Source organism: Mycobacterium sp. ITM-2016-00318 (assembly GCF_002968285.2).
GTDB lineage: Bacteria > Actinomycetota > Actinomycetes > Mycobacteriales > Mycobacteriaceae > Mycobacterium.
Genome location: NZ_CP134400.1, coordinates 2,505,324 through 2,527,922 on the forward strand (window position 1 = coordinate 2,505,324; position 22,599 = coordinate 2,527,922).

Sequence of the window (22,599 nt, forward strand, 5' to 3'; positions counted from 1 at the left end):
TCCTCAGCGCCGGTGCCGGCGCGGCGCTGAGTCGGGCGGTGCCGCGCCGATCATCTGCGTGGGGGTGTCGTCGCCGTCGACGCCGGGCGCGCCAGTCACCGGTTCGTCGGCATGCTCGTGGCGTCCGCTGATCAGCAGCGCGAGAACAGCGCCGACGACGCAGACGATAGCGGTGATGCCGAACATCTCGCCGTACTGCATGGCGAATGCGGTCTTGTACTTCGCCGCCTCGGCAGCGAGCTTGGCCGCCAGATTGTCGGCTTTCGGCGCGGGCAACGACTGCAGGATCTGATTGAACCTGTACAGGCCCCATGCGCTCAGCCCGGCGATCCCCACCAGCATGCCGATCATCCTGGCCACCACGACTGCCGCCGAGGCGATGCCGTGCTGGGCGGACGGCACCACGCGCAGCGTCGCCGACGTCAGCGGGCCGATCACCAGGCCGAGTCCCAGGCCGGCGATGGCCAGGTCGGTGTCGAGCACCGGCAGCGCCACGAACCCGAGGTCGTGACGGGCGGCCAGCAGATTGACCGGCCACTGCGCTATCAGGTAATAGCCGCCCGCGGCGATCAGCAGGCCGATACAGGCCACTGCCCGATCGCCGATCCTGGTGGCGATCCAGCCGCCGAGTAGCGCGCCGATCGGCAGGGCGATGAGGAAGCGCAGCAAAAGGAAGGCGGCTTCGTTCTGATCCTGGCCGAGGACGCCCTGGCCGAAGAGTTCGACGTTGACGAGCGTCACCATCAACGCGGCGCCCGCCGTCAAGGACGCGCCGAGCGCGGCCAGGAACGGACGGAAAACCACGCCGGCGGGGTCGATAAGCCGGGTAGTGGCGAAGCGTTCCCACACGAAGAAGGCGACGGCTGCGACGAGCGCGCCGATCAGCAGCGGCGGACCGTATGGCGGCAGCACGTGCTTGCCGTCCGGTGCCGGGTTGTACATGCCGATGACGATCAAGCCGAGGGTGATCGCCAGCAGGATGCCGCCGACGACGTCCACTTTTTCCGGCTGTTCGCTGCGCATCTTGGGCGGCAGGCTGAAGTGGATCATCACCATCGCGATGACCGCGAGCGGCACGTTGACCCAGAACACCGACTGCCAGTGATGAAACAGCCAGGCCAGGGCGATGCCGTACATCGGGCCCAGCACGCTGCCCAGCTCCTGAGCCGCACCGATGCCTCCGAGCACCCCCGCCCGGTTGCGGGCCGCCCACAGATCGGCCGCCAGCGCCAGCGTGACCGGAAGCAGCGCACCGCTGGCGGCGCCCTGCACGACGCGGCCGATGACCAGCATCGTGAGATCGGTCGATAAGGCGGTGATCACCGAACCGATGGCGAAGCCCGCCAGGCTGACCTGAAGCAGCATCTTGCGGCCGAAACGGTCCGAGGCGCGGCCCAGCAGCGGCATCGCCGCGATGTAGCCGAGCAGGTATCCGGTGACGATCGGGGTGACGCGCTGAATCTGATTGATTGCGATGCCGACGTCGGACATGATGTCGCGGATGATCGTGACCACGACATAGGTGTCGAGGGCACCGAGCAGCACGGCGAGCGCACCCGCGCTGATCGCTATTCGGCGGCTCCGGTTCGAACCCACCGGCGCTGCGACCGTCATCAAACGGCGGGTTTGGAGACGGTGACGGGCTTGTCCCAATCCGACAGCGTCATCTGCACGCTGTTGCCTTCCGACGGCTCCAGCTTCGCCTGCACCAGCTTGTGGTCGCCGTCCTTCTCGATCCACGCCGTGCCGGGGACCGGTCCGGTCGCCTTGATCGGCGGGGCGATCTTGTTGACCGCGTCGGCGCTGACCTGACCGGTGACCTTGACCGTCTCCACACCGTTGATGGTCTCGGTGCTCTCCGATTTCGGCTCGCTGAAGTTCGCCAGCACATTCGCCAGACCGGTATCCGGATTGAGGATGGCGGCAACGTCATAGACGTCGGCGGCCGGCCCCATGTCGATGTAGCTGTCACCGGAGAGCGCGACGTAGAGGATGGAGTCGGCGACGACGAAGTTGGCGTCCACGTCGCTGCCCTGGAAGGTCAGCTTCGTATTGCCTTGGGCGGCGACCGCGGGCACGTTGGTCAGGTCACCGGCGAGGGTCTTGATGGGCAGATCCTCGAGTGTTCCCTGCACGCTCAGGTCCAGATGAACGCTCTTGAGGTTGCGGGTCGCGGTGTTGGACTCTTTCAGCAACGTCGCCGCGTCCGGCAGCGATTCGCTCGACTTCTGATCTGACGATGAACAACCGGCAATGAGGACTGTCGCTGCGAAAAGTGCGGTGAGGATTAGCCAAAGAGATCGGACTGCGTTTTTTGGGCGCGTCTGCATGAGTGCATCGTAGAGGGTGACGCTGCGTACCCTGATTGGCGTGTTCACCGGAATCGTCGAAGAGCTGGGCGAAGTGGTCGGCAAGGAAGACCTCGCCGACGCGGCACGATTCGTGATCCGCGGGCCCGTCGTCACCGCCGATGCGGGACACGGCGACTCGATCGCCGTCAACGGCGTGTGCCTCACCGTGGTGGAGGTACAGGCAGGTGGGCAGTTCTCCGCCGACGTCATGAAGGAGACGCTGGACCGCTCGAGCCTGGCGGGCGTCGGTGTCGGAAGCCACGTCAATCTGGAACGGGCCGCGGCACTCAACAGCCGGCTCGGCGGTCACATCGTGCAGGGCCACGTCGACGGCACCGGACCAGTGATTGCGCGCACACCTTCCGAACACTGGGAGGTGGTGCGGATAGCGCTGCCGACCGGCCTTTCCCGCTACGTCGTGGAGAAGGGCTCGATCACCGTCGATGGTGTGTCTTTGACGGTTTCCGGCATCGGCCGTGACTGGTTCGAGGTATCGCTGATCCCCACCACACTGTCGCTGACCACACTGGGCCGCGCGACGGTCGGCACGCAGGTCAACCTCGAGGTCGACGTCATCGCCAAGTATGTTGAACGGCTCATGACATGGGATAATCCTTCTACCTAGTGTTTTCAACACGGGTCAAAGATGACGGCGAATGCCCGTCTGAATTTTCCCCACCCAAGCAAGAGCATCGGCCGAAGCGCCGCAGCCCGGCAGCTCGTGGAACTTGTTTCCAGCGGTCGTGGCGCAGGGCGCTGCGTTGCTCATGTGCGGACGGTATCGGCGCCTACCGACGACATGGGGCGGTCTCGCCAGCACGTGGGCAGAACCGGCGAGACCTTCGGCTGCGCGAACGGCCGACCATTCGCGCGTCTCCTCCCTGGACAGGGTTACCCGTGCCCTGATTTTCATGAAACCGCGTTAATTACTTTCGCGTACTCAGTCGGCGCGCTAGACGGTATGAGGGGCTGGGGCCCCGCTCACATGTGAACGTGGGTTGCCGACAGGAATTGGGTCCTGGCCGGTAGAGCCACAAGATGTGGGAGGCCCCAGTGAAGATTCAGCGTACGAGTGTTGGGTTGGATGTGCACGCGCGATCGGTTGTTGCGTGTGCTTTGGATGGGGACACCGGTGAGGTGTTCCAGCGACGGTTGACTCCCGATCACGGGGAGATTGTCGGTTGGCTTGGTGATCTGCCGGGCCCGGTGGCGGTGACCTATGAGGCCGGCCCGACCGGGTTCCGGTTGGCTCGAGCGTTGACCGCTGCCGGGATCGTCTGTGAGGTGGCGGCACCGTCGAAGTTGATTCGTCCCGTCGGGGACCGGGTCAAAACCGATACCCGTGACGCCACCCATTTGGCCCGGTTGCTGCATCTGGGTCAGATCACCGCAGTGACGATTCCCCCCGCCAGCCAGGAAGCCGCCCGTGACCTGCTCCGTGCTCGGGACGACTGCCGCACCGACCTCATGACTGCTCGGCACCGGGTTTCCAAATTGCTGCTGCGTCAAGGGATTGTGTACTCCGGTGGGCAGGCCTGGAATGGCAAGCACGAGAGCTGGTTACGTGCCCAGCGGTTCGATAATCCGGCACTGCATATCAGCTATGAGGCCGCGTTCGACGCGATGCTGGCATGTGTGGATCGCCGTGACCGCCTCGACGACGCGATCAGCGCAATGGCCGCCGACAGCGAGTTCACTGCGGTAGTGCACCGGTTGGGCTGCATTCGCGGGGTAGCCACGCTGACGGCGTTCGGGTTGGCGGTCGAGATCGGCGACTGGCACCGACTGACCGGCCGCAGCATCGGCGCCTATGTCGGTTTAGTACCCAGCGAATACTCCTCCGGGGACAGTCGCACCCAGGGCGGCGTCACCAAGACCGGCAACGGCCACGTCCGCCGGCTGCTGGTCGAAGCCGCGTGGCACCACCGCAGCCGATATCGGCCCGGGGCTGAACTGCGGCGGCGGTGGGAGCTGGCCTCGCCGGCGGTGCGGGCCCGGGGTCAGGCAGCCAACCGGCGCCTGAACTCGCGGTGGGCTGGTTTCGATGCCCGCAAGAAGCGCCCGGTCATCGCCAACGTGGCCATCGCGCGAGAATTGGCCGGCTGGTGCTGGTCACTGGCAACCATGCCCGAGTAACCCACCCCCAGTGTCCAGATGAGTGACGGTGAAGGGCGGCCAGCGTCCTGGAGAGACCCGCGAAACAACTATGAGCAATCATGCTGTCCCGCAGCATGATGACGCTCGACGCTAGACCCGCTGGCCAACTCCGATTCGAAGGTCCCGTCCTGCGGTAGCCAACCCGCGCATTTCAGACTGATACGCGTCGACACGACACGCTCGCTCCCGACAGCGACACTCATCTAGTCAAAGAAGCGGCGGCCACGACGACGGTCGCGGCCGCCGCTTCACCCTGCCCCCTTGACAAAACGATCTACATATCAGTTGTGGGTTGGGTGCGGCGGGGCCGAATACTGAGTCAGAACGGTCGCTAGTCAGATTCGGCCACCTCGGGCCCCTCGAATTCCGTGGCTGCTGCCGAGCCTGCACCGAGTGCTGACCTTCCCTCTGGAAACCACCGCCGGTCTGCTGACGACCTGTGGTGCTTGCGGCATGGACTTGACACGCCGTTTCGCCGTTCCTCGCAGCGGGCACACATCGCGCAGCAAGCGCGTCGACTCTACGAAGAAAGAGCGCCAAATGATTGCGTTCGCGGTGGTGCTATTGGTTCTGGCCGTTGTGCTGATCGTGCTCGGCCTCGTCCTCTACGGCAACGGCATCGGCACCGTTCCAGACGATGTGGGCGGCGATCCAAAAGCCGCCAGGCGTGGTATGACGCGAATCTCGTCGAGAGAGCTGCTCGGGCGAATGAAGACCTCCGTCAGGGGAATGACCGACGCCGAAGCCGATCGCGACCAGAAGCTGACGGCCACCGGGTCGTTCTGTGTCTTGGTCGGAATCGTGCTCATCGTCATCGCCGTTTTGGCGCTCATCGCCGGCCTGGCGTAATCGTCGACATCGGCGGTGCGGGGGGCGAACAGCGAATTCCGCACGAGCGGACTGCGCGGGCGCGATACTAGCGAGGGGCCGGGCGAGCAGAAGGATGCATTCAATGAAGAAGTTGGCAGCAGCGCTGTTGACAGTCGCAGCAGCGGCGGTCTCGCCGGTCATCGTGGCGCCGGTCGCCGACGCAGACATCTGCGCGGGTGCCCGCGGACGCCACGTCGGGGTGGGCGGCTGCACCAACGTCGTGGGTGACGTGGCAACGGGCGTGGCCATCGCGTCGGCCGCCGTTCCCTACGTACCGGGCGAAGTGCCGTGCTACACGGTCGAGGGTGTTCCTTATTACACCCCTCCCGGCGACCCCTGCTAACTGGCGCTTCGCCGGCAGCTGGCAATAATCGCCACCTCGTCGTGGTTCATACTGAACACGATGACGATGGTTCCGACCGGAACCGGCAAGGGTGGCGAACATGACGAGGTTGGACTCCGTCGAACGGGCGGTTGCCGACATCGCAGCGGGCAAGGCCGTTGTCGTCATCGACGACGAGGACCGCGAGAACGAGGGCGACCTCATCTTCGCCGCTGAGAAGGCGACACCCGAGCTCGTCGCGTTCATGGTCCGCTACACCTCGGGTTATCTCTGTGTGCCGCTCGACGGCGCCGTCTGCGACAAGCTCGGCCTGCTGCCGATGTACGCGGTGAACCAGGACAAGCACGGCACCGCCTACACCGTGACCGTCGACGCGAAAGAAGGTGTGGGCACCGGTATCTCGGCGTCCGACCGTGCCACCACGATGCGCCTGCTCGCCGATCCCACCAGTGTCGCCGACGACTTCACCCGGCCAGGCCACGTCGTCCCGCTGCGCGCCAAGGACGGCGGCGTGCTGCGCAGGCCGGGCCACACCGAGGCCGCCGTCGACCTGGCCCGGATGGCCGGACTGCACCCGGCGGGTGCGATCTGCGAGATCGTCAGCCAAAAGGACGAGGGCGCGATGGCGCAGACAGACGAGCTGCGGGTGTTCGCCGACGAGCACGACCTCGCGCTGATCTCGATCGCCGACCTCATCGAGTGGCGCCGCAAGCACGAGAAGCACATCGCACGGGTGGCCGAGGCCCGTATCCCGACGCGGCACGGCGAATTCCGTGCGGTCGGCTACACCAGCATCTACGAGGACGTCGAGCACGTCGCCCTGGTCAGAGGCGACATCGCCGGACCGGAGGCCGACGGGCACGACGTGCTGGTGCGCGTGCACTCCGAGTGCCTCACCGGTGACGTGTTCGGATCCCGCCGCTGCGACTGCGGCCCGCAGTTGGACGCCGCGCTGGCGATGGTGGCCAGGGAAGGCCGCGGTGTGGTGCTGTACATGCGCGGGCATGAGGGCCGCGGCATCGGGCTCATGCACAAACTGCAGGCCTATCAGTTGCAGGACGCAGGCGACGACACCGTCGACGCCAATCTCAAGCTCGGGTTGCCTGCCGACGCCCGCGACTACGGCATCGGGGCCCAGATACTCGTCGACCTCGGTGTCCGGTCGATGCGGCTGCTCACCAACAACCCCGCCAAGCGCGTCGGGTTGGACGGCTATGGACTACACATCATCGAGCGCGTGCCGCTGCCGGTGCGGGCCAACGCCGAGAACATTCGCTACCTGATGACCAAACGCGACCGCATGGGCCACGACCTGACCGGCCTCGACGACTATGACGAAGTGGTCCCAGGCGAATTCGGCGGAGCCGTATGAGTCCAGCTGCCGGAGTTCCCGACCTGCCGCAGGTCGACGCGTCGGGGCTGACGCTGGCCATCGTCGCCAGCACGTGGCACGAGACGATCTGCGACGCGCTGCTCGACGGTGCCCGCAAGGTGGCGGCCGACTCGGGCGTCGACAACCCGACCGTGGTCCGCGTGCTCGGCGCGATCGAAATCCCCGTGGTGGCGCAGGCACTGGCAGCCAACCATGACGCCGTCGTCGCCCTCGGTGTGGTGATCCGCGGCGAGACACCGCATTTCGACTATGTATGCGACGCGGTCACCCAGGGTCTGACCAGGGTCTCGCTGGATTTGTCGACGCCGGTAGCCAACGGTGTGCTGACCACCGACACCGAGCAGCAGGCATTGGCAAGGGCAGGCCTGCCGGACTCGACCGAGGACAAGGGCGCGCAGGCCGCAGCCGCGGCGCTGTCGACGGCGCTTACGCTGCGTGATCTCCGGCGATGAGCCCCTCCTGGGACCTCGAGGTACGTCCGCATCTGACACCGTATTTCGCCTACGGGGCCGCGGCGCTGATTCTCGCCGCCCACGTGCTCGTCGGTGTGCTGCTGAAGATCTCGTCCACCGGAGTGATATTCCAGACCGCCGATCAGGTCGCGATCGCGCTGCTCGGCGTCGTCATCGCCTGCGCCGTACTGCTGTTCGCCCGACCACGGCTGCGGGTCGGCGCGCTCGGCGTTTCGGTACGAAATCTACTCGGTGACAAGCTGATTGCCTGGTCTGACGTTGTGGATGTGTCTTTCCCCCGCGGCGCGCGATGGGCCAGGGTCGAGCTGGCCGACGACGAGTACATTCCGGCGATGGCGATCCAGGCCGTCGACAAGCAGCGTGCCGTCGAGGCGATGGACAACGTGCGCGAACTCCTCGTGCGCTACCGCCCGGACCTCAACGCACACTGAGCGACATCGCGACCTCATCGCGGACGTTGACCCCCTCGGCGGTCACCGGCAAGAAGCCCAAACTCTCGTACACGCCGCGCGCTACGGTGTTGTTCACCGCGACCCGCAGCGTGACGACACGCGCCTGCCGATCACGTGCCCAGTCGAGAGCGGCGGCGACAAGCGGTCGAGCCAGCCCGTGCCCCCGGGCGGCGGGATCGAGCCAAAGTGAGTACAGGTAAACCGTTTCTGCGTTCTCCTGCTGGGCACCGATGAGTCCTACCGGGCGGTTGTCGAGCAGCGCGGCGAACTGTGCGTGGTCGCGAAGGCGCCGCCGCCACTGCGCAGCGGTGAAGGAGGACTCCTGGCGGTACTGGGGGTCGTCGTCGCCGAGGGAGTCGGTGAGTGCGCGCAGTCGGACGGCGGCGAAGAGTCGCCAGTCCGATTCCGCCAACCGGGCGACCCGCGCCGTCACCGGGGATCGCCCATCACCAGCCCCTCGCGCCGCGGGTCCGCCCCGCCGGTCCAGCCAGGGGCGTCACGCACGATCGCGGACAGCCCGCTGGACTGGTCCGCCAGGTCAACCTGGTGGCCGAGCCGGCGCAGGCCCTGCACCAGCGGATCGTTGTCGCCGTCGATGCTGGGATGCTCGCCGCCGACGTTGGTCTTCGGCGAGTTCGCCGCGCCGAAGTCGACCATGCCCACGGCCTGCTGCGGATCCATCCCCCAATCCACCATTCCGACAACGGTTTTCACCACGAATTGAATGATCACCGAGCCCCCCGGCGAGCCGAGCGTCGCATACAGCGGGCCACGGTCACGGCCGGACCCGTCGAATATCAGGGTCGGCGCCATCGTGCTGCGCGGCCGCTTTCCCGGCCCGACCCGATTGGCCACCGGCACGCCGTCGGGATCGGCAGGCTCGGCCGAGAAGTCGGTCAGCTGGTTGTTGAGGATGAAGCCGTCCACCATGTGAAAGGAGCCGAACTGGGACTCGACAGTGGTGGTCAGCGCAGCGGCGTTGCCCGCTGAGTCGACCACGCTGATCTGGCTGGTGCCGTGTTCTTCGACGGGCACCGGCGTGGACGGCGCCGCACCGAACTCGCCGGGCTTCGCGGTGCCCATGCTGCGCTGGTCGGAGATGAGCGCGGCGCGCTGCGCGAGGTAGTCGCTGTTCAACAGCGAGTTCGGGGTGCCGCCGGGCAGTGGCACGAAATCCGTGTCGGCGACGTACTTGTCACGGTCGGCGTAGGCGAGTCGCTCTGCTTCGGAGACCAGATGCACACCCATCACCGACGGCTTGCCGCCGTTGAGATCCATTTCGGTGGGCTTGTGCTCGTTCATCGCAAACCGTTCCAGCATGCCGAGGGTGGCGGCTACCGCGATACCGCCCGACGACGGCGGCGGCATACCGCACACCTGCATGCCCCGGTACGGCGTGCAGATCGGTTCGCGTTCTCTGACGGTATAGCCGGCCAGGTCCTCGGGTGTCATCAGGCTGGGCGTGCGCCCGCCGGATGTATCGGCGGCCGCGGCGACGATGGCCTTCGCGATGTCACCGCTGTAGAAGGACTGAGGGTCGGTTGCGATGACGCCAAGCGTCTTGGAGTAGGCGGGGTTGGCGAGCTTGGTGTCGGCGGCCTTCGGGGTGCCGTCGGCGTTGAGGAAGTAGGCGGCCGCCTCGCGGTCGAGCCGCAGCTGGGGTGCGGTGTCGGAGATCGCGGTCGCGAGTCGCGGGCTGATGTCGAATCCGTCGTCGGCCATCGTCACGGCGGGAGCGAACAGGTCGCGCCAGGCGGTCTTGCCGTGCTGCTGGTGGACATCCATCAGCATCCGGAGGATGCCAGGGACCCCGATGGACCGGCCCGACGCCCTGGCATCCGGTTTGGGTTCGGTGCGGTTTGTATCGGATATCCAGCGCAGGTAGTTCTCGTTCGCCGCGGCGGGCGCGACCTCCCGGCCGTCGTATGCCTGCACCTTGTTCGCCTCGGCGTCGTAGTAGAGCAGGAACCCGCCGCCGCCGATCCCGGAGGACTGTGGTTCCACGAGCCCGAGCACGGTTTGCGCCGCCACAAGGGCGTCGGCCGCGGTACCGCCGTCCTTCAGCACCTCACAGGCCTCCCGAGTGGCCAGGGGGTTGGCTGTGGCGACGGCATAGTGCGCGGTGTGCACCGCGGTCATGTCCTTGCGGTAGCCGGTGGCGACTTCCGGTTTCGTGCCGCCTGCGGCCGCGTCCTGCGAGGTCTTCGGCGCCGGGGTGCCGTTGTCCACCACTGCGCACGGACTCGCCGCGGCAGGCGGCGGGCCGTTCTCCTGGCCCCCGCATCCGGCCAGCACCAGGACGACCCCCGCCAGCGGAGCCGTCAGTCGCGTCGACAGGGTCCCCATCACTGAAACGGTAGATCATCAATGACGTCTGACACCGGCAGTAACCTGGAATCCGTGCCCGATCCCGCGACGTACCGACCGGCGCCCGGGTCGATCCCCGTCGAACCCGGCGTCTACCGGTTCCGCGATCCCCATGGCCGCGTCATCTACGTCGGCAAAGCCAAGAGTTTGCGCAGTCGGCTGAACTCCTACTTCGCCGACATCTCGGGGCTGGCGCCCCGCACCAGGCAGATGGTGATGGCCGCGGGCAGTGTCGAGTGGACGGTGGTCACCACCGAGGTCGAGGCACTGCAGCTGGAATACAACTGGATCAAGGAATTCGACCCGCGGTTCAACATCCGTTACCGCGACGACAAGTCCTACCCGGTGCTGGCCGTTACGCTCAACGAGGAATACCCGCGGCTGATGGTGTACCGGGGACCGCGTCGCAAAGGCGTGCGGTACTTCGGGCCGTATTCGCACGCCTGGGCCATCCGCGAGACCCTCGATCTGCTCACCCGGGTATTTCCGGCGCGGACGTGTTCGGCGGGAGTATTCAAGCGGCACAAGCAGATCGATCGACCCTGCCTGCTCGGGTACATCGACAAGTGCTCTGCGCCGTGCATCGGTCGGGTGTCGGCCGACGAACACCGCAAGATCGTGCTGGACTTCTGCGACTTCCTGGCAGGCAAGACCGACCGGCTGGCCCGCGATATGGAACGCGAGATGGCCCAGGCCGCCGCACAACTCGACTTCGAGCGCGCAGCCAGGCTGCGGGACAACATCGGTGCGCTCAAGCGCGCCCTCGAGAAGCAGACGGTGGTGTTCGGCGACGGAACCGACGCCGACGTGGTGGCCTTCGCCGACGACGAGCTCGAGGCGGCGGTGCAGGTGTTTCACGTGCGCGGCGGCAGGGTGCGCGGCCAGCGCGGCTGGATCGTCGAAAAGTCCGGTGATCCCGAGGATTCCGGTCAGGGACACCTGGTCGAACAGTTCCTGACGCAGTTCTACGGCGACCAGGCGGAGTTGGATGGTGCGGCAGACGAGTCGACGAACCCGGTGCCGCGTCAGATCCTGGTTCCGGTACTGCCGCCCAACACCGAGGAACTCGAAACCTGGTTGTGCGGGCTCCGCGGCTCGCGGGTGGCGCTGCGGGTGCCGATGCGCGGCGACAAGCGGGCGCTGGCCGAGACGGTGCAGCGCAATGCGCAGGGTGCACTGGCCCAGCACAAGCTCAAGCGGGCGGGCGACTTCACTGCGAGATCTGCTGCGCTGCAGAGTATTCAGGAGGCACTCGGGCTCGCGGACGCCCCGCTGCGCATCGAGTGCGTCGATATCAGCCATGTGCAGGGCACCGACGTAGTGGCCTCACTGGTGGTATTCGAGGACGGCCTGCCGCGCAAATCCGACTACCGCCACTACGCGATCAGGGAGGCGGCAGGCGGCGGGCGGTCAGACGACGTGGCGTCCATCGCCGAGGTGACCCGCCGAAGGTTCGCACGGCATGTATCCGACCTGCAGCACACCAGTGTGCTTACGGCTGAAGGAAAATCGCGTAGGTTCGCCTACCCGCCCAACCTGTATGTCGTCGACGGTGGCGCCCCGCAGGTCAACGCGGCCGCGGCGGTGCTCGAGGAACTCGGCGTCACCGATGTGGCCGTCGTCGGGCTGGCCAAGCGCCTCGAGGAGGTCTGGGTGCCGTCGGAGCCCGACCCGGTGATCATGCCGCGCAACAGCGAGGGACTCTTCCTGCTGCAGCGGGTACGCGATGAAGCGCACCGGTTCGCGATCACCTACCACCGCAGCAAGCGGTCCAAGCGCATGACGGCATCGGCCCTGGACTCGGTGCCGGGGCTGGGGGAGCACCGGCGAAAGGCGCTGGTCACCCACTTCGGCTCGGTGGCCAGGCTGAAGCAGGCCAGCATCGAGGAGATCACCTCAGTGCCCGGAATCGGTGTGACGACTGCCAAGGCCGTTCTCGACGCGCTCGGCGTAGCGCCCGAATCGTCAGCGCCCGCCGCAGTAATCGGAGATGATCAGGGCAGAGCATCGGGATGACGGATCAGGGAACAGGTGAGGAGCAGGCGGGGCAGGACGCGCCCCGCGGCACCGGCGCGGACTCGGGCATCGACGTCGTACTGGTCACGGGGTTGTCCGGTGCGGGCCGTGGCACCGCGGCCAAGGTGCTCGAGGATCTCGGCTGGTATGTGGCCGACAATCTGCCGCCCGAACTGATCGCCCGAATGGTCGATCTCGGCCTGGCGGCGGGGTCGCGGATCACCCAGCTCGCGGTGGTGATGGACGTTCGCTCCAAAGGTTTCACCGGCGATTTGGACTGGGTGCGCAAAGATCTGGCGACGCGCGACATCGCACCGAGGGTGCTTTTTCTCGAAGCGTCCGATGACATCCTCGTGCGCCGGTACGAGCAGAACCGGCGTAGCCATCCGCTGCAGGGAAACCAGACGCTCGCCGAGGGCATAGCAGCGGAACGGACGATGTTGGCGCCGGTACGCGCGACCGCGGATCTGGTCATCGACACCTCGAAGCTGTCGGTGCCGGCACTGCGGGAGAGCATCGAAGGGGCGTTCGGCGGTGAGACCGTCGCCTACACCAGCGTGACCGTGGAATCGTTCGGCTACAAATACGGGCTCCCGATGGATGCCGATACCGTGATGGATGTGCGGTTCCTACCGAACCCGCACTGGGTCGACGAGCTGCGGCGCCACACCGGACAGCATCCCGCCGTCCGCGAGTACGTGCTGGGGCAGCCGGGGGCGGCGGAGTTCCTAGACACCTACCATCGACTGCTGAACGTCGTGATCGAGGGCTATCGGCGGGAGGGAAAGCGCTACATGACCGTGGCCATCGGATGCACCGGCGGTAAGCATCGCAGCGTCGCGATGGCCGAGGCGCTGGCCGGCCGACTGCAGGGCGGTGACCAACTCACGGTGCGAGTGCTGCACCGGGATCTGGGTCGCGAATGAGTTCGCGCATCGTCGCGCTGGGCGGCGGCCACGGGCTCTATGCCACTTTGTCGGCGGCGCGCAGGCTCACTCCGCACGTCACCGCGGTGGTCACGGTGGCCGACGACGGCGGTTCGTCGGGCCGGCTGCGAAGCGAGCTGGACGTCGTGCCACCGGGTGATCTGCGAATGGCACTGGCGGCCTTGGCATCCGACAGCCCGCACGGGCGACTGTGGGCGACGATCCTTCAGCACAGGTTCGGCGGAAGCGGCGCGCTGGCCGGACATCCGATCGGCAACCTGTTGATGGCCGGCCTGAACGAGGTTCTTGCCGATCCCGTTGCGGCGCTTGACGAATTGGGCAGGATGCTGGGCGTCAAGGGCCGGGTGCTGCCGATGTGCCCCATCGCATTGCAGATCGAGGCCGATGTCGCAGGGCTGGAATCGGATCCGCGGATGAGCCGGGTGATCCGCGGCCAGGTGGCCATCGCCACCACGCCGGGCAAGGTTCGCCGCGTGCGACTGCTGCCGAGCGATCCGCCTGCCACCCGGCAGGCCGTGGACGCCATCATGAGCGCAGACCTCGTGGTGCTCGGTCCCGGCTCGTGGTTCACCAGCGTCATCCCCCATGTCCTCGTGCCGGAACTGGTCGCAGCGCTGAAGGCCACCACCGCTCGACGGGCGCTGGTGCTCAACCTGGTCGCCGAGCCGGGGGAGACGGCGGGTTTCTCGGTGGAGCGGCACATCCATGTGCTGTCCCAGCATGCCCCCGGCTTCACCGTGAACGAGATCGTCGTCGACGTCTCACAAGTGCCCGCTGAGCGGGAGAGGGAGCAGCTGATCCGCACGGCGACGATATTGGGTGCTGCAGTTCAGTTTGCTGAGGTGTCCAGACCTGGTACACCTTTACATGACCCGGCGAGGTTGGCCGCGGCGTTGGAGGGGGTTCGCTTGCGAGGAACGGAACCTGGCGGCACCCTCCACCAGCCGACGGTCGCCACACCCGCCCGGATTGTTGACGGACCGAGAGGTGACGACCCGTGGCGATGACTGCCGAGGTCAAGGACGAGTTGAGCCGTCTGGTCGTCAATTCGGTCAGCGCGCGCCGTGCCGAGGTCGCATCGTTGCTGCGGTTTGCCGGGGGCCTGCACATCGTCTCGGGCCGGGTCGTGGTGGAGGCGGAGGTCGATCTCGGCATCATCGCGCGTCGCCTTCGCAAGGACATCTTCGATCTCTACGGCTACAACGCCCTCGTTCATGTGTTGTCCGCCAGCGGGATTCGCAAGAACACCCGATACGTGGTGCGCGTCGCCAAGGACGGCGAGGCGTTGGCGCGCCAGACCGGCCTGCTGGATCTTCGCGGGCGGCCGGTGCGCGGGTTGCCTGCCCAGGTCGTCGGCGGCAGCGTGGCCGATGCGGAAGCGGCGTGGCGCGGCGCGTTCCTGGCCCACGGCTCATTGACCGAACCCGGTCGGTCGTCCGCCCTTGAGGTCAGCTGCCCGGGACCGGAGGCGGCGCTGGCGCTCGTGGGCGCGGCGCGGCGGCTCGGCGTCAGCGCGAAGGCGCGCGAGGTGCGCGGCGCCGACCGCGTCGTCGTGCGCGACGGAGAGGCGATCGGCGCGTTGCTGACCCGCATGGGCGCCCAGGACACGAGGCTGACGTGGGAAGAGCGCCGGATGCGCCGGGAGGTGCGGGCGACCGCGAACCGGCTTGCGAACTTTGACGACGCGAACCTGCGTCGGTCGGCGAGGGCGGCGGTGGCGGCGGCTGCCCGGGTCGAGCGGGCGCTGGAGATCCTCGGTGACACCGTCCCCGACCATCTGTCCGCCGCGGGCAAGCTTCGCGTCGAGCACCGGCAGGCATCGCTCGAGGAGCTTGGCCGACTTGCCGACCCGGTGATGACGAAAGATGCTGTAGCGGGACGTATTCGGCGGCTGCTGTCGATGGCCGACCGTAAGGCCAAGCAAGACGGGATTCCCGACACCGAGTCGGCCGTCACCCCCGATCTGCTCGACGACGCCTAGCACTCAGTGGCCAGTTATGGCACGAAATTCGGGCACAAACGTGGCATAACTAGCCACTCGGCGGGATTCTCGGTGCTAGTCGGGTGATTGCTCGAGCAACTACCGTGAGCTCATGGCGACACTGAGGGTCGGCGCGGCGTATCCGGACCCGCCGTTCAACGGTATGCCCGACGACGGTGGCCTCGACATCGATCTGATGACCGCGGTGACGGAGAAACTCGGTACGGGCCTCGAGTTCCTCGCCTACGAAGGAGCGGACTTCAACGGCATCTTCGACGCGCTGGCCGCCGGGGAGTTCGACTGTATCGCCGCGGGCACCACCGTCACCGCCGAGCGGGAGACGAAGGCGACGTTCGCCCCGCCGTACCTGATCTCCGGCCAGTCGCTCGCTGTCGATGCCCGGCGGCTGCCCGACGTGCATTCGGTCGACGATCTCGACGGCCTGACCATCGGCGTGCAACGGGGCAACACCAGCGGCCCGGTCGCCGAGCAACTCGTCGCCGACGGCAAGGCGGCGGGCGTCAGGGTCTACGAGTACGGGGACATCCGCGCCGCGCTCGATGACCTCACCTCAGGCGGCTGCGACGTGTTCATGAAGCTCGCTGCCGTTCTGACCGAGCTCGTCAAGCCGATCGCAGGCGTCGAGGTGGTGCAGCGCGGCATTTCCACCGAGAACATCGCGGTTGCGGTCCGCCTCGGTGATCAGGACCTGCTCGCCAGGATCACCGTCGCCCAGGCCGAGCTGGAGGAGGACGGCACGCTGCAGCGAATCCGCCGCAGATGGCTGGGCAACCCGTATGCCGACCAGAGCCTCGCAATGCTCTGACCAGCCTGCACGTGACGGCACTCACACCACTACGCTGGCCTGTAGAAACCAGGCAGAAAAAGGGAGACTCACGTGACCATCCGGGTAGGCGTTAACGGCTTCGGCCGAATCGGACGCAACTTCTTCCGGGCCCTCGCGGCGCAGAAGGCCGAGGGCAAGAGCACCGACATCGAGGTCATCGCGGTCAACGACCTCACCGACAACGCCAGCCTGGCGCACCTGCTCAAATTCGATTCGATCCTGGGCCGCTACCCCGAGGAGATCAGCCTCGAGGGCGGGGACACCATCGTCATCGGCAGCACCAAGATCAAGGCGCTCGAGGTCAAAGAGGGACCAGCGGCCCTTCCCTGGGGCGATCTCGGCGTCGACGTCGTCGTCGAGTCCACCGGCATCTTCACCAAGGCGGACAAGGCCAAGGGCCACCTCGACGCGGGCGCGAAGAAGGTCATCATCTCGGCACCGGCGACCGATGAGGACATCACGATCGTGCTCGGCGTCAACGACGACAAGTACGACGGCAGCCAGAACATCATCTCGAACGCGTCGTGCACGACGAACTGTCTTGGTCCGTTGGCGAAGGTGCTCAACGACGAGTTCGGCATCGTCAAGGGCCTGATGACCACGGTGCACGCCTACACGCAGGACCAGAACCTGCAGGACGGCCCGCACAAGGATCTGCGCCGCGCCCGCGCCGCCGCGCTCAACATCGTGCCGACCTCGACCGGCGCCGCCAAGGCCATCGGCCTGGTGCTGCCCGAGTTGAAGGGCAAGCTCGACGGCTACGCGCTGCGCGTGCCGATCCCCACCGGTTCGTGCACCGACCTGACCGCCGAGCTGGCGAAGTCGGCCACCGCCGACGAGATCAACGCAGCCTTCAAGGCGGCCGCCGACGGTCCGCTCAAGGGCATCCTCAAGTACTACGACGCGCCGATCGTGTCGAGCGACATCGTCACCGACCCGCACAGCTCGATTTTCGACGCGGGTCTGACGAAGGTGATCGACAACCAGGCCAAGACCGTGTCCTGGTATGACAACGAGTGGGGCTACTCGAACCGACTCGTCGACCTGGTCGCGCTGGTCGGCAAGTCGCTGTAGTCAGATGGGCGTCAAGACGCTCGACGACCTTCTCGCTGAGGGTGTTTCGGGCCGAGGCGTGCTGGTCCGCTCGGACCTCAATGTCCCGCTCGACGACGACGGCACCATCACCGACCCCGGCCGCATCATCGCGTCGGTGCCCACGCTGAAGGCGTTGTCCGACGCGGGCGCGAAGGTGGTCGTCGCCGCCCACCTCGGCAGGCCCAAGGACGGCCCCGACCCGAAGTTCTCGCTCGCACCCGTCGCGAAGGCGCTGGGGGAGCGGCTCGACCGCCATGTCCAGCTGGCTAGCGACGTCGTGGGTACCGACGCGCTCGCCCGCGCCGAAGGGCTCACCGACGGTGACATCCTGCTGTTGGAGAACATTCGATTCGACCCGAGGGAAACCAGCAAGGACGACGGCGAACGGCTGACCCTGGCCCGGCAGTTGGCCGAACTCGTTGCGGCACCGGACGGTTCGCCAGGCGCCTTCGTCTCTGACGGCTTCGGTGTCGTGCATCGCAAACAGGCCTCGGTGTATGACGTCGCAACACTGCTGCCGCACTACGCGGGCAAGCTGGTCGCGGCCGAGATCACCGTCCTCGAGCAGCTGACCAGCTCGACCGACCGGCCGTATGCGGTGGTGCTCGGCGGTTCCAAGGTGTCCGACAAGCTGGCCGTCATCGAGAACCTCGCGACGAAGGCCGACAGCTTGGTCATCGGCGGCGGTATGTGCTTCACCTTCCTTGCGTCGCAAGGTGCTTCAGTGGGCACCTCGCTGCTTGAAGAGGGAATGATCGACACCTGCCGCAAGCTGCTCGAGGACTACGGCGACGTGATCCATCTGCCGGTGGACATCGTGGTGGCCGAGAAGTTCGCGGCGGACTCGCCGCCGGAGCGGGTGCCCGCCGACCAGATCCCCGACGGCAAGATGGGTCTCGACATCGGGCCCGGCTCGGTCAAGCGGTTCACCAACCTGCTGGCCAACGCGAGGACCGTTTTCTGGAACGGCCCGATGGGCGTTTTCGAGTTCCCGGCCTTCGCCGACGGCACCAAAGGGGTGGCCCAGGCGATCATCGGCGCGACCGAGAAGGGCGCGTTCAGTGTCGTCGGCGGGGGTGACTCGGCGGCGGCGGTGCGCCAGCTGGGCCTGCCCGAGGACGGCTTCTCGCACATTTCCACCGGCGGTGGGGCCTCTCTGGAATACCTTGAGGGCAAGACGCTTCCCGGTATAGACGTTCTGGACACCTGAGAGGTTTGGTATGAGCCGCAAGCCGCTGATCGCCGGCAACTGGAAGATGAACCTCAACCACTTCGAAGCGATCGCGCTGGTGCAGAAGATCGCCTTCTCGCTACCCGACAAGTACTTCGACAAGGTCGACGTGGCCGTCCTCCCGCCGTTCACCGACCTGCGTAGCGTGCAGACTCTCGTCGACGGCGACAAGCTGCGGCTGACCTACGGTGCACAGGATTTGTCGCAGCACGATTCGGGCGCCTACACCGGTGAGATCAGCGGCGCATTCCTCGCCAAACTGGGGTGCACCTACGTAGTGGTCGGACACTCGGAGCGGCGCACCTACCACGCCGAGGACGATGCGCTGGTCGCCGCGAAGGCCGCCGCGGCGTTCAAGTACGAACTCACCCCGATCATCTGCATCGGTGAGCAGCTCGAGGTCCGCGAGGCGGGCAACCACGTCGAACACTGCGTGGAGATGCTGGGCGGCTCTTTGGCAGGGCTGTCCGCCGAGCAGATCGGCCGGTCGGTCATCGCCTACGAACCGGTGTGGGCGATCGGCACCGGCCGGGTGGCCAGCGCCGCCGACGCGCAGGAGGTCTGCAAGGCCATCCGCGACGAGCTGGGCAACCTGGCCGATCCAGACGTCGCGGCCGGGATCCGGGTGCTGTACGGCGGCTCGGTGAACGCCAAGAACGTGGGCGAGATCGTGGCCCAGGAGGACGTCGACGGCGCGCTGGTCGGGGGCGCGTCGCTCGACGGTGAGCAGTTCGCGACGCTGTCGGCCATCGCCGCAGGCGGACCGCTGCCCTGATCCTCTCGGCGACGCGCTGGGCGATTCGCACCTGACCAGGCGTTCCCTGTAGGCTGGCCGCCATGATATTCGGTCTGCAGATCGCGCTGCTTGTCACCAGCGTTCTGGTGATTCTGCTCGTGCTGCTGCACCGCGCCAAGGGTGGCGGCCTGTCCACCCTGTTCGGCGGCGGCGTGCAGTCCAGCCTGTCGGGGTCGACCGTGGTGGAGAAGAACCTCGACCGGCTGACGTACTTCGTCACCGGCATCTGGATCGTGTGCATCATCGCCATCGCACTGCAGATCAAATACGCCTAGCGCGACCTCGCCGCACAATCGAGCGGCCAGCCCACTTGTGTGATTCAGTTGCGTAGTGCCCGCCTCGGGCCGTCACACGAGTTCCGTTCATCCTGCTGTTCCTGGTGATCCTGCTCACGATCGTGGTGGCCGCGTTCTGATCAGCGACACCCCGCCCTGCAGGTTGCTTTCCGGTCGCCGATAATCGGGTGATGGCTGACGGACCCGACATCTCGCTGGCGCCGATCGGCTCCGTGCGCCGCACCAAGGTCGGCCGCGAAGCCACCGAGCCGATGCGCGAGGACATCCGCCTGCTCGGCGCCATTCTCGGCGACACGGTGCGCGAACAGAACGGCGAAGAGGTGTTCGACCTCGTCGAGGCTGCCCGTGTCGAGTCCTTCAGGGTGCGCCGCTCGGAGATCGAACGCACGGATCTCGCCGGGATGTTCGACGGCATCGACGTCCGCAAAGCCATCCCCGTCATTCGCGCCTTCACCCACTTCGCGCTGCTCGCCAACGTCGCCGAGGACATCCACCGCGAGCGGCGCCGCGCCATTCATGTCGTTGCGGGCGAGCCCCCACAGAACAGCAGTCTTGCCGCGACGTATCTGCGCCTCGATTCGGCCGAGCTCGACTCGGCGGCCGTTGCCGATGTGCTGAAGGGCGCGCTGGTGTCGCCGGTGATCACCGCGCACCCGACCGAGACGCGTCGGCGCACAGTGTTCGACACCCAGCACCGCATCACCGAGTTGATGCGGCTGCGGCTGCACGCCCACACCCACACCGCCGACGGCCGCGACATCGAGACCGAGTTGCGGCGCAACATCCTGACGCTCTGGCAGACCGCGCTGATCCGGTTGTCCCGGTTGAAGATTCAGGACGAGATCGAGACAGGTCTGCGCTATTATCCGGCCGCCTTCCTCGAGGTCATTCCGAAGGTCAACGCCGAGGTGCGAACGGCCCTGCAGGCCCGCTGGCCGGACACCACGCTGCTCGAAACCCCGATCCTGCGGCCGGGATCGTGGATCGGCGGCGACCGTGACGGCAACCCGAACGTCACCGCGGATGTCGTCCGGCTGGCGACCTCGCGAGCGGCGTACACCGCGCTGGCCCACTACTTCGTCGAGATCACCGCGCTTCAGGAGGAGCTGTCGATGTCGGCGCGGTTGGTCGCGATCAGCGACGAGCTCACGGCTCTTGCCGATGCGTGCCATGAGCCCGCCCGCGCCGACGAGCCGTATCGGCGTGCCCTGCGGGTGATCCACGCGAAGCTGACCGCGACGGCGCAGCAGATCCTCGACGACCAACCCGAACATGAGCTCGACCTCGGCCTCGACCGCTACGAGGCACCGGCCGAACTGATGGTCGACCTTGATGTCGTCGACGGGTCGCTGCGCGCCAACGGGAGCGCAGTGCTGGCCGACGACCGACTTGCGCGGCTGCGGGAAGCCGTCCGCACGTTCGGCTTTCATCTCTCCGGTCTGGATATGCGGCAAAACTCCGATGTGCACGCCGACGTCGTCGCCGAATTGCTGGCGTGGGCGGGTGTCCACCGGGAGTACGCGTCGCTCGATGAGCCGGACCGCGTCGAGCTGCTGGTCACCGAACTCGGTACCCGCAGACCGTTGATCAGCGAGGGCGCCGAATTGTCGGAGTTGGCACGCAAGGAACTCGACATCTGCTCAGCGGCTGCCCGCGCCGTCGCCGTGTTCGGTCCACTCGCGGTGCCGAACTACATCATCTCGATGTGCCAGTCGGTGTCGGACATGCTCGAGGCGGCGGTGCTCTTGAAAGAGGCCGGGCTGCTCGACGCGTCCGGACCGGACGTTTACTGCCCGGTCGGTATCGTGCCGCTTTTCGAGACCATCGACGATCTGCAGCGCGGTGCGTCGATTCTGGAAGCGGCGCTGGAGCTTCCGCTGTATCGATCACTTGTGGCGTCGCGCGGCGACAGCCACGAGGTCATGCTCGGGTACTCCGACTCGAACAAGGACGGCGGATATCTGGCCGCCAACTGGGCGCTCTACCGTGCGGAGCTCGATCTGGTCGAGTCCGCCGGCAAGACCGGAATCCGGTTGCGGCTCTTTCACGGTCGCGGAGGCACGGTCGGCCGGGGCGGCGGACCGAGCTACGACGCGATCCTGGCCCAGCCTCCCGGAGCGGTGAAGGGCTCCCTGCGGCTGACGGAGCAGGGTGAGATCATCGCGGCCAAGTACGCCGAGCCGCGCATCGCGCATCGCAATCTGGAGACGCTGCTCGCGGCGACTCTCGAGGCGTCTCTACTCGACGTCGAGGGTCTCGGAGAGGATGCCGGTCCTGCCTACGAGGTGCTCGATGACCTCGCGGCCCGCGCGCATCGTGCCTACTCCGACCTGGTCCACGAGACGCCCGGTTTCGTCGACTACTTCAAGGCATCGACACCTGTTAGTGAGATCGGCGCGCTGAACATCGGCAGCAGGCCGACGTCACGCAAACCGACCACGTCGATCTCCGACCTGCGGGCGATTCCGTGGGTGCTGGCATGGAGCCAGTCGCGCGTCATGCTGCCCGGTTGGTACGGCACCGGCACGGCCTTCGAGGAATGGATGGCCGAGGGCGAAGGGCGGTTGGAGGTGGTCCAGGATCTCTACCGGCGCTGGCCATTCTTCCGCACCGTGCTGTCGAATATGGCTCAGGTGCTGGCGAAGTCGGACTTGGGGCTCGCGGCACGGTACGCGGAGCTGGTGGACGACGAGGAGCTGCGGAGGCGTGTTTTCGACAAGATCGCCGCCGAACACGAACGGACGATCCGGATGCACGGCCTGATCACCGGACACGATGACCTGCTCGCCGACAATCCGGCGCTGGCGCGCTCGGTGTTCAACCGGTTCCCGTACCTCGAGCCGCTGAACCACCTTCAAGTCGAGCTGTTGCGGCGCTACCGATCCGGTGACGACGACGAACTCGTGCAGCGCGGGATTCTGCTGACGATGAGCGGACTCGCGACCGCGCTCAGGAACAGCGGTTAGGGCCGCAGCGCGCAAGCC

At 66.7% G+C, this 22,599-nt stretch carries 21 protein-coding genes; 17 read left to right on the plus strand and 4 right to left on the minus strand.

Annotation, left to right across the window (positions count from 1 at the left end):
• Window positions 1-3 precede the first annotated feature (3 nt).
• Complete coding sequence (locus C6A82_RS12260; RefSeq protein WP_199193868.1) at window positions 4-1,614, minus strand: MFS transporter; 1,611 nt, start codon at window positions 1,612-1,614, stop codon at window positions 4-6.
• Entirely contained in the window at window positions 1,614-2,330 is a 717-nt protein-coding gene (locus tag C6A82_RS12265) for an LppX_LprAFG lipoprotein (RefSeq protein WP_105346975.1), read from the minus strand. Before C6A82_RS12265 ends, C6A82_RS12260 begins: the two co-directional genes overlap by 1 nt.
• A 40-nt stretch (window positions 2,331-2,370) precedes the next feature.
• Between C6A82_RS12265 and C6A82_RS12270 the strand changes: the two genes are divergently transcribed.
• The 7 genes from C6A82_RS12270 to C6A82_RS12300 all read left to right on the plus strand — a co-directional run bounded on the left by C6A82_RS12270 (window position 2,371) and on the right by C6A82_RS12300 (window position 8,018).
• A complete protein-coding gene (locus tag C6A82_RS12270) occupies window positions 2,371-2,976 on the plus strand; it encodes a riboflavin synthase (RefSeq protein WP_105346974.1) in 606 nt (201 codons plus the stop codon).
• A gap of 413 nt (window positions 2,977-3,389) precedes the next feature.
• Window positions 3,390-4,487, plus strand: coding sequence for an IS110 family transposase (locus C6A82_RS12275; protein ID WP_105346962.1), 1,098 nt, complete (start codon window positions 3,390-3,392; stop codon window positions 4,485-4,487).
• A gap of 561 nt (window positions 4,488-5,048) precedes the next feature.
• Window positions 5,049-5,357 (plus strand): hypothetical protein, encoded by a 309-nt coding sequence (locus C6A82_RS12280; RefSeq protein ID WP_105346963.1) that lies wholly within the window; start codon window positions 5,049-5,051, stop codon window positions 5,355-5,357.
• Window positions 5,358-5,460: 103 nt separating this feature from the next.
• A complete protein-coding gene (locus C6A82_RS12285) occupies window positions 5,461-5,721 on the plus strand; it encodes a hypothetical protein (protein WP_105346964.1) in 261 nt (86 codons plus the stop codon).
• Between the two features lie 100 nt (window positions 5,722-5,821).
• Window positions 5,822-7,093 (plus strand): bifunctional 3,4-dihydroxy-2-butanone-4-phosphate synthase/GTP cyclohydrolase II, encoded by a 1,272-nt coding sequence (locus C6A82_RS12290; RefSeq protein ID WP_105346976.1) that lies wholly within the window; start codon window positions 5,822-5,824, stop codon window positions 7,091-7,093.
• Window positions 7,090-7,566, plus strand: coding sequence for a 6,7-dimethyl-8-ribityllumazine synthase (gene ribH, locus C6A82_RS12295; protein ID WP_105346965.1), 477 nt, complete (start codon window positions 7,090-7,092; stop codon window positions 7,564-7,566). Before C6A82_RS12290 ends, ribH begins: the two co-directional genes overlap by 4 nt.
• A complete protein-coding gene (locus C6A82_RS12300; protein ID WP_105346966.1) occupies window positions 7,563-8,018 on the plus strand; it encodes a PH domain-containing protein in 456 nt (151 codons plus the stop codon). The genes ribH and C6A82_RS12300 overlap by 4 nt, the downstream gene beginning before the upstream one ends.
• Here the strand turns inward: C6A82_RS12300 and C6A82_RS12305 are convergent.
• Window positions 8,005-8,472 carry a GNAT family N-acetyltransferase gene (locus tag C6A82_RS12305; protein ID WP_105346967.1) on the minus strand — a complete coding sequence of 156 codons (468 nt, stop codon included), beginning with the start codon at window positions 8,470-8,472 and terminating at the stop codon, window positions 8,005-8,007. The two genes, C6A82_RS12300 and C6A82_RS12305, sit on opposite strands and share 14 nt — an antisense overlap.
• Window positions 8,469-10,385: a gamma-glutamyltransferase family protein gene (locus C6A82_RS12310; protein ID WP_105346968.1), complete on the minus strand. Its 1,917-nt coding sequence runs from the start codon at window positions 10,383-10,385 to the stop codon at window positions 8,469-8,471. The genes C6A82_RS12305 and C6A82_RS12310 overlap by 4 nt, the downstream gene beginning before the upstream one ends.
• 54 nt (window positions 10,386-10,439) lie before the next feature.
• Here C6A82_RS12310 and uvrC point away from each other — a divergent pair, with 54 nt between their 5' ends.
• The 10 genes from uvrC to ppc all read left to right on the plus strand — a co-directional run bounded on the left by uvrC (window position 10,440) and on the right by ppc (window position 22,581).
• Entirely contained in the window at window positions 10,440-12,422 is a 1,983-nt protein-coding gene (gene uvrC, locus C6A82_RS12315; protein ID WP_105346977.1) for an excinuclease ABC subunit UvrC, read from the plus strand.
• On the plus strand, window positions 12,419-13,348 hold the full coding sequence (gene rapZ, locus C6A82_RS12320) for an RNase adapter RapZ (protein WP_233217039.1): 930 nt from the start codon (window positions 12,419-12,421) through the stop codon (window positions 13,346-13,348). The genes uvrC and rapZ overlap by 4 nt, the downstream gene beginning before the upstream one ends.
• A complete protein-coding gene (gene yvcK / locus C6A82_RS12325; protein WP_105346969.1) occupies window positions 13,345-14,376 on the plus strand; it encodes a uridine diphosphate-N-acetylglucosamine-binding protein YvcK in 1,032 nt (343 codons plus the stop codon). The genes rapZ and yvcK overlap by 4 nt, the downstream gene beginning before the upstream one ends.
• Window positions 14,373-15,350 (plus strand): DNA-binding protein WhiA, encoded by a 978-nt coding sequence (gene whiA, locus C6A82_RS12330; RefSeq protein ID WP_105346978.1) that lies wholly within the window; start codon window positions 14,373-14,375, stop codon window positions 15,348-15,350. The genes yvcK and whiA overlap by 4 nt, the downstream gene beginning before the upstream one ends.
• 112 nt (window positions 15,351-15,462) lie before the next feature.
• Entirely contained in the window at window positions 15,463-16,176 is a 714-nt protein-coding gene (locus C6A82_RS12335; RefSeq protein WP_105346970.1) for an ABC transporter substrate-binding protein, read from the plus strand.
• Between the two features lie 72 nt (window positions 16,177-16,248).
• Complete coding sequence (gene gap, locus C6A82_RS12340) at window positions 16,249-17,271, plus strand: type I glyceraldehyde-3-phosphate dehydrogenase (RefSeq protein ID WP_311101805.1); 1,023 nt, start codon at window positions 16,249-16,251, stop codon at window positions 17,269-17,271.
• Window positions 17,272-17,275: 4 nt separating this feature from the next.
• Window positions 17,276-18,502, plus strand: a complete 1,227-nt coding sequence (locus C6A82_RS12345; protein WP_105346442.1) for a phosphoglycerate kinase — start codon at window positions 17,276-17,278, stop codon at window positions 18,500-18,502.
• A 10-nt stretch (window positions 18,503-18,512) separates the two neighbouring features.
• Window positions 18,513-19,298, plus strand: a complete 786-nt coding sequence (gene tpiA, locus C6A82_RS12350) for a triose-phosphate isomerase (protein WP_105346444.1) — start codon at window positions 18,513-18,515, stop codon at window positions 19,296-19,298.
• Between the two features lie 62 nt (window positions 19,299-19,360).
• On the plus strand, window positions 19,361-19,594 hold the full coding sequence (gene secG, locus C6A82_RS12355) for a preprotein translocase subunit SecG (RefSeq protein ID WP_105346445.1): 234 nt from the start codon (window positions 19,361-19,363) through the stop codon (window positions 19,592-19,594).
• Window positions 19,595-19,785: 191 nt separating this feature from the next.
• Entirely contained in the window at window positions 19,786-22,581 is a 2,796-nt protein-coding gene (ppc, locus tag C6A82_RS12360; RefSeq protein WP_105346447.1) for a phosphoenolpyruvate carboxylase, read from the plus strand.
• Window positions 22,582-22,599 lie beyond the last annotated feature (18 nt).

Excerpts from the sequence above, each read along its gene's own strand:
- ribH (WP_105346965.1), top strand. The coding sequence starts at position 7,090 with ATGAGTCCAGCTGCCGGAGTTCCCGACCTGCCGCAGGTCGACGCGTCG.
- C6A82_RS12285 (WP_105346964.1), top strand. The coding sequence starts at position 5,461 with ATGAAGAAGTTGGCAGCAGCGCTGTTGACAGTCGCAGCAGCGGCGGTC.
- whiA (WP_105346978.1), top strand. The coding sequence starts at position 14,373 with ATGACTGCCGAGGTCAAGGACGAGTTGAGCCGTCTGGTCGTCAATTCG.
- C6A82_RS12275 (WP_105346962.1), top strand. The coding sequence starts at position 3,390 with ATGTGGGAGGCCCCAGTGAAGATTCAGCGTACGAGTGTTGGGTTGGAT.
- C6A82_RS12265 (WP_105346975.1), bottom strand. The coding sequence starts at position 2,330 with ATGCAGACGCGCCCAAAAAACGCAGTCCGATCTCTTTGGCTAATCCTC.
- tpiA (WP_105346444.1), top strand. The coding sequence starts at position 18,513 with ATGAGCCGCAAGCCGCTGATCGCCGGCAACTGGAAGATGAACCTCAAC.
- C6A82_RS12260 (WP_199193868.1), bottom strand. The coding sequence starts at position 1,614 with ATGACGGTCGCAGCGCCGGTGGGTTCGAACCGGAGCCGCCGAATAGCG.
- C6A82_RS12290 (WP_105346976.1), top strand. The coding sequence starts at position 5,822 with ATGACGAGGTTGGACTCCGTCGAACGGGCGGTTGCCGACATCGCAGCG.
- C6A82_RS12335 (WP_105346970.1), top strand. The coding sequence starts at position 15,463 with ATGGCGACACTGAGGGTCGGCGCGGCGTATCCGGACCCGCCGTTCAAC.
- C6A82_RS12345 (WP_105346442.1), top strand. The coding sequence starts at position 17,276 with ATGGGCGTCAAGACGCTCGACGACCTTCTCGCTGAGGGTGTTTCGGGC.
- rapZ (WP_233217039.1), top strand. The coding sequence starts at position 12,419 with ATGACGGATCAGGGAACAGGTGAGGAGCAGGCGGGGCAGGACGCGCCC.
- ppc (WP_105346447.1), top strand. The coding sequence starts at position 19,786 with ATGGCTGACGGACCCGACATCTCGCTGGCGCCGATCGGCTCCGTGCGC.
- C6A82_RS12280 (WP_105346963.1), top strand. The coding sequence starts at position 5,049 with ATGATTGCGTTCGCGGTGGTGCTATTGGTTCTGGCCGTTGTGCTGATC.
- secG (WP_105346445.1), top strand. The coding sequence starts at position 19,361 with ATGATATTCGGTCTGCAGATCGCGCTGCTTGTCACCAGCGTTCTGGTG.
- C6A82_RS12300 (WP_105346966.1), top strand. The coding sequence starts at position 7,563 with ATGAGCCCCTCCTGGGACCTCGAGGTACGTCCGCATCTGACACCGTAT.
- yvcK (WP_105346969.1), top strand. The coding sequence starts at position 13,345 with ATGAGTTCGCGCATCGTCGCGCTGGGCGGCGGCCACGGGCTCTATGCC.
- C6A82_RS12310 (WP_105346968.1), bottom strand. The coding sequence starts at position 10,385 with ATGGGGACCCTGTCGACGCGACTGACGGCTCCGCTGGCGGGGGTCGTC.